This window comes from Acinetobacter pittii ATCC 19004 = CIP 70.29 (assembly GCF_000369045.1).
GTDB classification, from domain to species: Bacteria; Pseudomonadota; Gammaproteobacteria; order Pseudomonadales; family Moraxellaceae; genus Acinetobacter; species Acinetobacter pittii.
In genome coordinates this window covers 343216-355295 of sequence record NZ_KB849786.1, presented here as the reverse complement: position 1 = coordinate 355295, position 12080 = coordinate 343216, and the positions used below count along the sequence as shown (strand labels likewise).

The window sequence follows — 12080 nt, the reverse complement described above, 5'->3', positions numbered from 1 at the left end:
CCTAACCCTTCAGATTTCACTTTATTAAACATTTGCTGTGAAACGGCTGGTGGTGTATCTATCGACTTTAAGTTTGGGTCATATTCTGCATTTGCTTGACTCAACCCCAATACACCAATTGCTGCGGACAAAGTCATTACTTTAAAAAATTTGTTCATTTTCTTAGCCTTGATTTATAGAGTGAGCTTATTGAGCAGTCGGATAGTCGGTATAACCCGTTGCATCGCCACCATAGAAATATTCAGATTTTGCTGGTGCCAAAGAATGACCTGACTGTAAACGCTCTACTAAATCTGGGTTGGAAATAAAAGGACGACCAAATGCCACTGCATCTACTAACCCTTTATCAAGAATAGTTTCGGCTCTTTCGAGTGAGTAATTTCCACAAACAATTAATGTGTTTGTGAACAATGAACGGAGTTTTTCTCTGAAACCCACTGGATAAGTATCACCATGTGGAAGCATGTCCCACTCAGCCAAATGGATATAAGCGATATTTCTTTTTTGTAATTGTTCAGCTAAATAAAGCGTAATTTCTTCGGGTTGTTGGTCTGTCATGCCATTAATGGTTCCCCAAGGTGATAAACGCACACCTACTCGACCAGCACCAATCGCCTCAATCAATGCATCGACTGTTTCTAATAAGAAACGTGCACGATTTTCGACAGAACCACCATAGTTATCAGTACGTTGGTTCGCATCTGTAGATAAGAACTGGTCAAACAAATAACCGTTTGCAGCATGAACTTCAACTAGGTCAAAACCCGCTTTCACAGCATTTTGAGCAGCTTGAATAAATTCCTGTTTAACGTTTTGAATATCATCTAAATCCATTGCTCTTGGCATCTCGGCAGGTACCATGGCCCCTTCACCTTTTTCATTGGCAATAAATACAGATGCTTTGGCCTGAATTGCAGATGGTGCAATCGGTTGCTCATGATTAGTGTGCAATGAAGAATGCGACATACGGCCTACATGCCATAACTGAGCAGCAATTTTTCCGCCTTTTTCATGTACAGCTTGAGTCGCTAAAGCCCAACCTTGAATTTGTTCTTCTGAATAAATACCAGGTGTAAAAGAATAGCCTTTTCCTACGTCAGAAACTTGTGTGCCTTCAGTAATGATTAAACCAGCACTTGCACGTTGACCATAATAAAGTGCATTGAGTTCGGTCGGCACATCGTTAGGCTGTGCTGCTCTTGATCTGGTCATTGGTGCCATAACAATACGATTATTGAGTTCAACATCGCCCACAGTCACTGGATTAAATAATTTGTGATTCATTTTTTAGCCCTTAAAATATGCATAAGATTATTTATGTAGTGATCACTATATAATCATGCTAAAATACAGTCAACGATTTTTTGTAGTGATTGATACAAAATGGAGAGCAAAATGAACAAAACCGCAGGTCGTGGCCGTCCTCGTAATTTCGATCGAGATGCTGCATTAGACAAAGCGATGAATCTATTTTGGCGAAATGGTTATGAAGCAACATCGATTAATGACCTGACAAAAGCGATGGAAATCAATCCGCCAAGTCTCTATGCTTCTTTTGGAAATAAAGAAAAGTTGTTCATTGAAGCTGTTGATTATTATGTGAAAAGTTTTGGTAATTATCGAATTGAAGCACTTCAAGAGTCATTAACAGCTCAAGAAGGCATTAAAAATTTGTTAATCAGAACGATTGACCAATTTTATAGCAAGCCTGATAAAACTGGTTGTTTAGTCGTATCAGCAGCATTATCAGGTTCATCTGAAAGTAAAAATGTGCAAGAGATCTTAAGTAATGAGCGTAGAAAGACTGTTGCTCTCATCAAAGCAAGACTTGAGCAAGGTCAAAAAGATGGCGATGTAGCTGAAAGCTTAAACTTGGATGTATTAGCAGATTACTTTGGCATGATACTGTTTGGCATTACGATTCAAGCAAAAGATAACGTGCCCATTCAAAACCTATACGAAAGTGTAGAAGTAGCTTTAAAAGCTCTAAAAAACTAATTTTTAATGATTTTAGAGTTGAAATGATTTGGTTTGGTTTCAACTTCTTTCATTAAAATGATGTGCTTTAAAACTGCCAACTAAATTTATAGGCCAGTGACAATAACCACCCGCCTTGAAGGTCTGTATTGTTTTCTAATCACTCATCTCAACATTTTCATCTTGGTTAAACTATTTAGAAAATAGTTCAGTAAGCTCTCCTTTTCCTCGGTTTGCTGTGCGCTTAAAAGCTGAATAATTGCTCCTTCAATCATATATAGGAGTATTTTGGCATCATTAAATGATGCCTCTATTTTTAGTAATCTGAGCTGGCTATAAAGTTCATTGATGAGCCATTTTCTGTAACTCACCGCAGTTTGATAAGCGTTTGGATAGCTATTTTTAGTTTCGAAAATGGCCTTAAATAATAAGTAATAAGGCCCTTCTATATCGGCATGTAACCAATAGAGTTTCTTAATTTTATCCAATACAGTTGTTTCCAAATCATATTCCATCATAGCCATCACTTGGTCTTGCAGTCGTTCTTTTTGCACAACGAGACAGATATCAACGAAGCGTTCTTTAGAGTGAAAATAATGATAAAAAGTCGCTTTTGGAATTTGAGATTCTTTCACAATTCTGTCGATTCCAACCGTATGAAATCCATGATGGTGAAACAGATCAATTGATTTATTTACGACTTGTATGGCACGTGGGGAGATCACTAAATTTGGCATAGTTTTACCGTTATAAAAATTATTGTTGTATGTAAACGAGACACTTTTTTGGGAGAAAAAAAGGCATAGCAAAGCCGTTAAGACTGTGTTTTGCACATCTCAAGTTTTATTGTTGATTAAGTTTTTGGTCGCGACGAATTAAAGCCTGAAAGCGCTAATCGCTATCAAACTGCTTTAAAAGTTTAAGTTGTGTCGTTATAAACTTTGGCAAAGGCTGCCAAGAAATTAAGAATGTGCAAAGCCAACTCCTTTTTATTGGGAGTTCTGCCAGACATTTATAGAATTATGGTGGCAGAACGAGAAAGGGTTAGCAGACTAGTATTATCTCAAACTAGCACACCCGAAGGTGTCCCTCTCCCGTCCTACCGCAACGGGAAAGGAACGAGTAGTTCACCACACAAGACTATTCCTCAGAAGGAAAAACTCTGATGCGGGAGATAATACACGGTCTGCTAAAACCGGCTGGCAATGTGGCCAGCAGGCAAAGAATAGTGCTCTGTTCTATTGCAGTCAAGCACACAAAATGACATTTGTTTTAAATTAGATCATTAAAAAGTAAGGATAAATAATGAGTGAGCTATTGTTAAATGGGGGTTTATAAAGGGGGAAAGAAATTGGCTTGGGAGGCTGTTCAATTCTTTAGGATAGAAATAGAGTCTTAAAAAAGAGTATATTCTGATATTTAATGATTCATTCAGGAAATAAAAAATGATTTCACTATTTAAAAGCAGGAATTTAAATGATAAATATAATTTTATTTAGTATTATATTAGGAGTACTCACTTCTCTAGTCTCAATTTTTCTTACAGAAAAAATAACAAATCTATTTTTTAATAAAAAAGAATTTTCTGAAAATTATATAATGTTTTCAAAAGTCTTCTATATTTTTTTATTTATGATTTTTTCAATCTTTTTCTCTATTTTCATAAGAAAATATTACCCTCTTTATTTTGAAGAAAGCTTAAGACATATTTTTATAAAAGGGTATTTCTCGACCTATTTTATAATTTTTCTCATGTTTGCTTTTCGGAAAGGTACTTAATATGTATAAATTTTTCAGATAAAAAGAATATAGATTAGGTAAGTTATTTAGTAAATGTTTTTCTAAAACTAATATAAATTTAAGCCTGATAGCTTTGATCTATTAAAAAACAAATAAAGCAAACAGCCAAAACAAACTATTTCAATGTGGTTCTATATAAATATCTGATATAAGCTGTGTTGTGTATTTTAGGAAAATTTAACTTATAAAGACAAGGTAAGAATAGGTGAAGATAATCTTATTAGTATTGAGTAGTCTACTTATAGCACTTACAGCTATTTATTTTTTTAATAAAAAAGAATCTGAGATATCTCCAAAAGAATTTGTTCTCAATTGGGGAGAAAGAATGAAAAACTCACCGAATGGTGGCCCAGGAAGAAATTGCTTCCCTACCGCTTACTCAGTAATTCGTTACCCTGAATTAAAAGAAGAATTATTAGAAGCTAAAAAACTCAATTTATTTCATCCAGATCAATCAGGAAATGGACTTTTACAGATTCCTTTAAAAAACTGTTTTAGTGAAGCAAAACTTGTTGAACTAAAATTTGATAAATCTAGAAATATGGCTTGGGCTGTATATCGCTGTGAGAAAGATGGAATGGGGCTAGAAGTAAAATTATCTAGCTTTGAGGAATGGTGCAGCTATACCACATATCTAAAAAGATGGAACTTTCCAATAGGAAAATATACTCCTATTTCTATGCCTTAGAGGTTTTTATCCAGCCACCTGTTATATATTCCGCCACTGATACAAGATAAAATATACCGATATCTAGGAAAGTATTCTCTCCTACACGCTATAAACAATAAAATTTAATGAGAAGTTATGGATAACTGGAAGCATATCATCACCGCCTTTGTTGTGACTATTATTTATTGCAACAATATTAATCCCTTTATTTTCAAGGTTTAACCCTCTAAAACTTACTTTAGCTTGTTTCTTGTTTTCTACTTTAGGTTTTGGTGTAGCAGCTACCTATGGCCGTAAATCTAATAATCGAGGAATAGATGGTGATTGGGGAGCACATGGCTTATGGAAAGAGATATTTAATCTAGAACTAGTAACTATCAGCGTAGGTGTGGGAGTTTTAATTACTCTTATACTTATGTTAGCAATTTATTTTTCTAGAGAATAATATTCTTAAACTAATAAATAAAAAGCTAAGCCCCATCACCGAGACTTAGCTTTTAAAAATAATTTTAAATTAAAAATTACTTATTTGATGTCTGCAAATTCAGAAACAGGCTTGTTCACTTCAACTTTTGTGCCACCGAATTTTTCGCTCACAAACTTTTGAACTTTAGGTAAGTGGTAAAGTTCGCCAAGTTTTGTATAGATCGGGTCGTTTTTGTTCGCTTCAGCAACACCCAACAAATTCACATAAAGCTTTGTAGACTGGTCAATAGGCTCACGGAAGATAGAATCTTTCATTACATTGAGGCCACCCTCAAGTGCCAATGTATTACCCAACACAATTGCGTCTACATCGTTTTTAACACGAACTGCTGTAGTCATTTGAATTGGTTTTAATTGTAAGTTTTTAGGGTTTTCAACGACGTCATTGGTCGTCCCTTTTACAGGATCAAAGTCTGGTTTGAGTTTAATCAGTTTAGCAGACTGTAATAATGTTAAAGCACGCGCTTCGTTAGCAGTGTCGTTTGGAATCGCGATAGTCGCGCCTTGTGGGAACTCTTCAACAGATTTAACTTTATTTGCATAAATACCCATTGGCTCTAGATAAGTTGTCGCAACAGCAGCAACTTTAGCTGTATTTGAAGAGTTATAAGCTGCCAAATAGTTAAATGACTGGAACGCATTTACGTCTTGTTCGCCACTTGCTACAGATGTATTCAATACAACATAGTCAGTCAGGTTAGTCACTTCGAGTTTAATGCCCGCTTGAGCAGTTTCAGGAAGCGTTGCAACGTATTTCCATACGTCAGTGTCTGAACCTGTTGAAACCAATTTAATAGTTCGAACTGACTCAGTTTTGTCTTTAGCTGATGCTGTATTTTCAGTTTTTGCAGGTTCTTTATTACATGCAGTCAGTGTTAGAACAGATGCGCTGAACAGAACACTAAATAATTTTTTCATAGATACATCCTAAAATAGGAAACGCCTATCTTTCAAAAGAGTCAGGCATTGCCAACCAATGGGTCAAAATACAATTTTGGGGCGGAAATAATTTCCTGATATCGGGTTTAGAAAACTGAATTCAGCATCATTCCTTCCTTGAACTTGCTCGCTGAACAATAGAATTATGTTTTGAAACAGTTTCTAAATATTGGCTCATCATATATCAATAAATGAATATTCTACAAATAACTTGTTCGATTCTGATATATAGAAGCTTAATTGGTAAGATATTGAAAATAAAAAATATATTATATAAATATAGTAATTTTGATTAAAATATATACTTGTTTGATTTATATGAAATTTTCAGGATTTATTAGCAGTATTTAAGCTAAATCTTACTGTAATGTAGACACTAGGTATAAAAAAAAGCCCTTGTCATTAACAAGGGCTTTTTAAGAATCTGGCGGAAGCGGTGAGATTCGAACTCACGGAGGACTCACACCCTCGTCGGTTTTCAAGACCGGTGCATTAAACCGCTCTGCCACGCTTCCAACGAGCGCTATAATATAAATAAAAATTGAAGTTGGCAAATCTTTTTACTTAAGTTTTCATCTAAATGCTCAAAATAAAAACAAAAAACCTTAAATTTTTAGTTTTTATCTACTTATTGCTACTTTTCATCTTAAACAAAACTCTCTTTTGAGATTCTTAGCTATCTTTGACAGCAGAACACTCTTGGTATAACTAAATGATATTCGTCTATCTTTTTGATAACATATTCACACAGATAAGAAGCTTTACGCTTTACTCAGGGTATTCTGCCCTTTGCACTTACTGATAAGTTTTAATTCCTGATGTAGTTTCTAACGAAACTATCTATATGAAAGAAGTTTTGGCCATATGATGAATCGCAAACTATTAACGGCTGAAGGTTATCAACGATTACAAGATGAGTTAAATGATCTTGTAAGAAAAGAACGTCCAGAGATTACTAAAATTGTGTCATGGGCAGCCAGTCTTGGTGATCGCTCAGAAAATGCAGACTATCACTACAACAAAAGAAAACTACGTGAAATTGATCGTAGAATTAGATACCTAACCAAACTATTTGAAGTCGCACATAAAGTTGAATATAGCCCTGAACAAGACGGAAAAGCATACTTTGGAGCATGGGTTGAGTTAGAAAATGACGAAGGCGAAGCTATTAAATTTCGCATAGTCGGCGATGAAGAAATTTACGGTCGTAAGGATTATATTTCTTTGCAATCGCCTATGGCAAAAGCTTGTTTAGGTAAAAGTATAGATGATGAAATACAAGTTCAAACTCCTAAGGGTAAAATGATTTGGTATATAACAAACATCTCTTATCAATAATTTAATTTTTATTACAATATAATTAAGTGAAATATAATATTGAATTATATTGTCATTGAAAATCAATATAGCTCATTGATTTTTAATATACACCTATATAAGCTCATGTATAAAAATAAAAAACATAAAAATTAAAATTAAAAAAATAAATAAAATGCCATCGATAATAGATTAAAAACCAAACAAAATTTTATTTTTATAATAAAGAGATTATTTAACTATGAAAGGTATAAAAATTTCTGCTATATCAACCTATCATCCAGAAACAATTAGAAATAATGATTACTATTTAAATAAATTTGAAGATAAAGACATTTTAAATAGAATTTTTGAAAAAGTAGGTAGAAATAAAAGGCATGTAATTATTGATGAGGAAGAAAATGCTCTCACAATGGCAATTCATGCTTCAAAAAAATTATTAAAAAATTATAATATTTCACATGATAGTATTGATATTATTATCTTTTCCTCTACAACATTACAATATCTATCTCCAACTAATGCTTTACTTATTCATTCAGAACTAAATATTAAAACTGACTGTATATGCTTTGATATAAATGCTAATTGTTTAGGAATGTTTGTTGCCCTTGAACAGGCATCAGTTTTACTAGCGTCTAAAGAGAGCTACAAACGTGCACTAGTGATTGGATCTGACCATCTAACAATGCTCGGAGATGAAAAGCAACCAATTCCTTCAACAATTGTAGGAGATGCAGCAGCAGCCATAATACTTGAAAAAAATACTGGTGATTCAGGCATTATTGACAGGATGTATCAGACAGATAGTAGTTTTTGTAAAACTATTGTTTTTCCTCCTCATGGTTTAACGAATTACCATAGTAAGGAACAAAAAATTCATTGGGCACCATTTACTGGTTTAGAAAGCGTGGAATTTGCTGCGGACGCGTTAGAAAAGTTATTAAAGAAAAATAATTTAAAAATTGAAGACATATCTTGTTTTTTATTATCTCAATTTACAAAATCTAATATTGACATTCTTCAGGATAAAATCAATATACCTACTGAAAAAATTGAATATATTGGAGATCAATATGGGTATACAGGAGTAAGTAGTTTTTTTATTGCCTATAAAAAACGTTTAGAAAAATCACTTATAAATAAAGGCGATATTATTGTTTTTTGGTCTTTAGGAGCAGGTTATCAGACCGGTGTAATGTTATGGAAGATTTAATGAAAAATAACTTATAAAAATATTACCTTAGTTAAAAGATACTTTTTTAACAAGTATCTTTTAACTTCAATTTAATTATAAACAAATTAAATTTATTAGAACAAAACTAAATTATTTTATATTTTCAATTATTTAACTTATATCAATTTACCTAGTATCTAAATCAAATTTCACGTTGTACTAACACGATGGCTACAAAATGTAGCATTTTATACCCTATTTTCTCACATCAGAAGTGTATAAATTTTCTTCCTTAAGAAATTCATGTGTTTATGATGATATATCGAAGTTTTAATTGTACAAAATTTGACATTACTTTTTTTCAATATTATGATGCGCGCAGTTTAAATGTTGAGCATTTTTTAACCCACTCGAAAACTATGTAGATTTTCTACACAGTTTGTTTTTTTCATTTCATGTCATTTTGAATGACGTCATGACTGCCCACCCCTTATTGAATTTATCAACTTTTAGAAGTTATGGCAGCTTTTTGTCTGACTTTTAGGGCATAAATTATCTGTAGCGGAGACAACATGCACAGTAATTCAAGTTCTGGGTCGAGGCTTTGCCTTAACTCTTTATTTTCTTCTCTCCCGTTAAAAGCTCTTGCACTCAGTACTATATTTCTCCCATTTCATAGTCTTAATGCAGGAAAAACCCTACAGTACAATACTGTAGTTAACACAAACACTTTAACTGTTGTTGCGGTAGAAAGCCCGACAACCGTTTTCAAAGAAGATCAGTTTTTACACGGTTTTGGTTACGACTTAGCACGTAACTATGCACAGAATCTAAATGTAAAGCTGGACTTTAAAATCGTGGCAGACAATGCCACTGCACTTAGATGGGTTCAGCAAGGTAAAGCAAACTTTGCGATGACTACAGCAGGTTTAAGCACAATCGAAAACAAAGGCTTGATGTCTTTTTCTGCAAGTTGTGGTGACACAGCAAATTTGCAAAAAAATGGCTTAAATCCTGAGTTAAGTTGGGTATTTAAACAGGCTGATGACCCACTCACACAGACCGCCAGCGGCTTTGTATGCCAGAGTAAGCAAAATGGTGTGACCGAGCAGCTTGCCTCTTTTTATAACCGGAATGTGGTGAAACCAGAAGCATGGTCAACCATTCAACGTGACTTAAGCACACGTTTACCGATTTACAAAGCGAGCTTTAAGCAAAGCGCAGCGAAGTATGATCTAGATTGGCATTTACTTGCCGCAATTGGTTATCAAGAGTCATATTTAAAGCCAGAATCTGTTTCTCCCACAGGTGTTCGCGGCTTAATGATGTTAACCAATAGCACTGCTCGAGCAATGGGTGTAAGCAATCGTAGCGATCCTGCTCAGAGTATTCAGGGCGGGGCGAAGTATTACGATTTGATGCTTACCGAATTTGATAATATTCCGTTCCCTGATCGGAACTGGTATGCACTTGTGGCTTATAACATGGGACCGGGTGCGGTAAGTCAGATTCAAAAGCGCTTGCAGTCTCAAGGGAAAGATCCGAACAAATGGGTCAATCTCTATGACTATTTGCAAAGTAATAAAACGCGTAATGGTCGATATAAGCAAGCAGTTCAATATGTCACTCGTATCCGTGCTTATCTTGAACATATCAAAACGGCACAAACACGAATCAATATCTAATTTTTATTTTTAAAAGTTGATAAATTCATTGTTTGTACAAATAAAAAGCTTACCTCTTTGGGTAAGCTTTTTATATGAATTCTTTTAGATTTAAGCTGTATGCTCTAATACTTTCTTAAACAAATCTTTTTGTTCTTGGCTTGGCTTAGCTGTTTGTAAAGCCATTAATTGAGACATGTCGCCTTGAACTTTAATTTTACCAGTCATGAATGCCTGCATAGCAGCAGCCATATCAAACTCTAAGAATACTTTACGTAAAGTCTCAGCATCCATATTTAAAGTTGTTTTGGCATTTGAAGACAAACCTTTTTGGATTTTACCCCCATCTAAAGCTAATTCGGTATTTCCAGAAGCATCTGTCACTACTAAATTAATTGCCAAGTTCGCAAGAGCGGGCGGCAAATTAAGATCACCTGCTTCAGCAGTTAATTTTTCGACAGTCGCAAACCAATCTTCAGTTAAAAATGCAGGCATGATTCTTCCTCAAATTTATTTGTTCAATTTCTCTGGTTGTCTATCCAGACAACATCATGTGAAGCAATTCTGCTTGTGGCTTGTTATAGCATGTAATTTAAATTTTGGGCTATGACTTTTTGTACGGAACATTCATTTTTTAGTATTTTGATACATTAAAGGCACTTATTTATAAAGTGCCTTTAACATTCTTTATGCTAGCGTTTATTCAGCAGCGAAGCTTAAGTTCACGACATCTAAACGGTTCTTAAGCTCTTCCGGATCTTTAATATCCAACTCGCGCTGAGAATCTAGAGCCTCGAAATCAAACAATTCGCGGTCTGCTAACTGAGACGGAGATACGTTTTGTAATGCCCCGAAAATGCTGTGTAAGCGCTTCGGATATTGTTTATCCCATTCACGTAGCATTTCATTAAGCATGGCACGCTGTAGGTTTTCCTGCGAACCACAAAGGTTACATGGAATGATTGGGAACTGACGAATCTCGGCATATTTAATAATGTCTTTTTCTTCAACATATGCCAAAGGACGAATCAAAATGTTCTTTTTATCTGACGATAAAAGCTTTGGAGGCATCGCCTTTAAGCTACCGCCATGGAACAAATTCAAGAAGAATGTTGCAATGATGTCATCACGGTGGTGACCTAAAGCAACTTTAGTGGCACCAATCTCTTGTGCAAAGCCATATAAAGAACCACGGCGTAAACGTGAACATACTGCACAGTAGGTTTTACCTTCCGGCGTTAAGCGTTTAGTAATGGTATAGGTGTCTTTTTCTAAAATGTAATATGGAATGTTGTTCTCTTCCATATAACGAGGCAAAACATCTTCAGGAAAGCCTGGTTGTTTTTGGTCGAGGTTAACCGCAACCACCTCAAAATTGATTGGTGCAATACGCTTAAACTGCAACAAAATATCGAGCAAGGTATAACTGTCTTTACCACCAGACACACACACCATGACCTTATCGCCATCTTCAATCATATTGAAGTCACGAATAGCATGCCCAACTTGACGGCGAAGCTTCTTGAGCAAACGGTAATAGGCCGAGCTTGTTGGAAGTTCAGGCTTAAAATTAAATCCCTGATTGGACTCAACTGGCGCGTACATAGACGAGATATACCCATAAATAAAAATACCGCGCAATTTTATATGATTCAGAAGAGAATCGCATCAAAAGAATAGTTTCAATTCTTGAAGTCGTCACATTGCTCGTGCATGATGCAAAACACATGCTCTATTTTGACTGAAGCGTTCAAAATTTGTGCAAAATGCTTACTTTTTGGACTTTTCCACAGTTTTCCACAAAACCTGTGGATAAAATTGTGGATTTCTTCGTACTTGACAAACTGTTTTAGCCTTCTGTTAAGGGTTTTCTTTAAATTGATCATTTTTTAACCAATGTTTTTTATTATTAATAATCAATAAGTTAACCATGTCAATAGAATCATTTTAAAAAAATTTTTTAATTTTTTTTGATGAGCATTCGAACAAATCAGCTTGATTTTTTGAAAGAGTCGAAATAAAAAAAATTACACAAATCTTCTTTAAGTAA

The 12080-nt window shown here is 34.5% G+C and carries 11 protein-coding genes and 1 tRNA gene; 6 read left to right on the top strand and 6 right to left on the bottom strand.

Features of this window, described 5'->3' with window-relative positions:
* Window positions 1–186: 186 nt before the first annotated feature.
* Entirely contained in the window at window positions 187–1284 is a 1098-nt protein-coding gene (locus F928_RS05910) for an alkene reductase (RefSeq protein ID WP_005073014.1), read from the bottom strand.
* A 111-nt stretch (window positions 1285–1395) separates the two neighbouring features.
* Between F928_RS05910 and F928_RS05905 the strand changes: the two genes are divergently transcribed.
* Entirely contained in the window at window positions 1396–1998 is a 603-nt protein-coding gene (locus F928_RS05905; protein ID WP_005073012.1) for a TetR/AcrR family transcriptional regulator, read from the top strand.
* Window positions 1999–2141: 143 nt separating this feature from the next.
* Here the strand turns inward: F928_RS05905 and F928_RS05900 are convergent, their stop codons facing one another.
* Window positions 2142–2714, bottom strand: coding sequence for a TetR/AcrR family transcriptional regulator (locus tag F928_RS05900; RefSeq protein ID WP_005073010.1), 573 nt, complete (start codon window positions 2712–2714; stop codon window positions 2142–2144).
* Window positions 2715–3453: 739 nt separating this feature from the next.
* On the opposite strand from F928_RS05900, the gene F928_RS22725 reads away from it, so the two are divergent.
* Window positions 3454–3756: a hypothetical protein gene (locus F928_RS22725; protein WP_005073008.1), complete on the top strand. Its 303-nt coding sequence runs from the start codon at window positions 3454–3456 to the stop codon at window positions 3754–3756.
* 226 nt (window positions 3757–3982) lie between these two features.
* Window positions 3983–4465 (top strand): hypothetical protein, encoded by a 483-nt coding sequence (locus tag F928_RS0103655; RefSeq protein WP_005803882.1) that lies wholly within the window; start codon window positions 3983–3985, stop codon window positions 4463–4465.
* A gap of 507 nt (window positions 4466–4972) precedes the next feature.
* Here F928_RS0103655 and plpA read toward each other — a convergent pair.
* Together plpA and F928_RS05885 are read right to left on the bottom strand one after the other, a co-directional pair.
* Window positions 4973–5851: a MetQ/NlpA family ABC transporter substrate-binding protein gene (gene plpA / locus F928_RS05890; protein ID WP_002118503.1), complete on the bottom strand. Its 879-nt coding sequence runs from the start codon at window positions 5849–5851 to the stop codon at window positions 4973–4975.
* Window positions 5852–6297: 446 nt separating this feature from the next.
* A tRNA-Ser gene (locus F928_RS05885) sits at window positions 6298–6387 on the bottom strand.
* Between the two features lie 352 nt (window positions 6388–6739).
* Between F928_RS05885 and greB the strand changes: the two genes are divergently transcribed.
* From greB to yfhD, 3 genes are all read left to right on the top strand, one after another.
* Window positions 6740–7210 (top strand): transcription elongation factor GreB, encoded by a 471-nt coding sequence (gene greB / locus F928_RS05880; protein WP_017480520.1) that lies wholly within the window; start codon window positions 6740–6742, stop codon window positions 7208–7210.
* 220 nt (window positions 7211–7430) lie between these two features.
* The gene (locus tag F928_RS05875) at window positions 7431–8405 is read left to right on the top strand and encodes a 3-oxoacyl-[acyl-carrier-protein] synthase III C-terminal domain-containing protein (protein ID WP_005073003.1); all 975 of its coding nucleotides are present in this window, start codon (window positions 7431–7433) and stop codon (window positions 8403–8405) included.
* A gap of 533 nt (window positions 8406–8938) precedes the next feature.
* Window positions 8939–10051, top strand: coding sequence for an MltF family protein (gene yfhD / locus F928_RS05870; protein WP_002118835.1), 1113 nt, complete (start codon window positions 8939–8941; stop codon window positions 10049–10051).
* 90 nt (window positions 10052–10141) lie between these two features.
* Here yfhD and F928_RS05865 read toward each other — a convergent pair whose 3' ends face one another.
* Together F928_RS05865 and ttcA are read right to left on the bottom strand one after the other, a co-directional pair.
* Window positions 10142–10525: an SCP2 sterol-binding domain-containing protein gene (locus F928_RS05865; protein WP_002118641.1), complete on the bottom strand. Its 384-nt coding sequence runs from the start codon at window positions 10523–10525 to the stop codon at window positions 10142–10144.
* 204 nt (window positions 10526–10729) lie between these two features.
* Window positions 10730–11635: a tRNA 2-thiocytidine(32) synthetase TtcA gene (ttcA, locus tag F928_RS05860; protein WP_002118895.1), complete on the bottom strand. Its 906-nt coding sequence runs from the start codon at window positions 11633–11635 to the stop codon at window positions 10730–10732.
* Between the last annotated feature and the right edge of the window lie 445 nt (window positions 11636–12080).

What these genes read in the sequence shown, in the direction of transcription:
- F928_RS05900 (WP_005073010.1), bottom strand. Translation starts at nt 2,714, where the DNA reads ATGCCAAATTTAGTGATCTCCCCACGTGCCATACAAGTCGTAAATAAA.
- F928_RS22725 (WP_005073008.1), top strand. Translation starts at nt 3,454, where the DNA reads ATGATAAATATAATTTTATTTAGTATTATATTAGGAGTACTCACTTCT.
- F928_RS05865 (WP_002118641.1), bottom strand. Translation starts at nt 10,525, where the DNA reads ATGCCTGCATTTTTAACTGAAGATTGGTTTGCGACTGTCGAAAAATTA.
- F928_RS05875 (WP_005073003.1), top strand. Translation starts at nt 7,431, where the DNA reads ATGAAAGGTATAAAAATTTCTGCTATATCAACCTATCATCCAGAAACA.
- ttcA (WP_002118895.1), bottom strand. Translation starts at nt 11,635, where the DNA reads ATGTACGCGCCAGTTGAGTCCAATCAGGGATTTAATTTTAAGCCTGAA.
- yfhD (WP_002118835.1), top strand. Translation starts at nt 8,939, where the DNA reads ATGCACAGTAATTCAAGTTCTGGGTCGAGGCTTTGCCTTAACTCTTTA.
- F928_RS05910 (WP_005073014.1), bottom strand. Translation starts at nt 1,284, where the DNA reads ATGAATCACAAATTATTTAATCCAGTGACTGTGGGCGATGTTGAACTC.
- greB (WP_017480520.1), top strand. Translation starts at nt 6,740, where the DNA reads ATGAATCGCAAACTATTAACGGCTGAAGGTTATCAACGATTACAAGAT.
- plpA (WP_002118503.1), bottom strand. Translation starts at nt 5,851, where the DNA reads ATGAAAAAATTATTTAGTGTTCTGTTCAGCGCATCTGTTCTAACACTG.
- F928_RS05905 (WP_005073012.1), top strand. Translation starts at nt 1,396, where the DNA reads ATGAACAAAACCGCAGGTCGTGGCCGTCCTCGTAATTTCGATCGAGAT.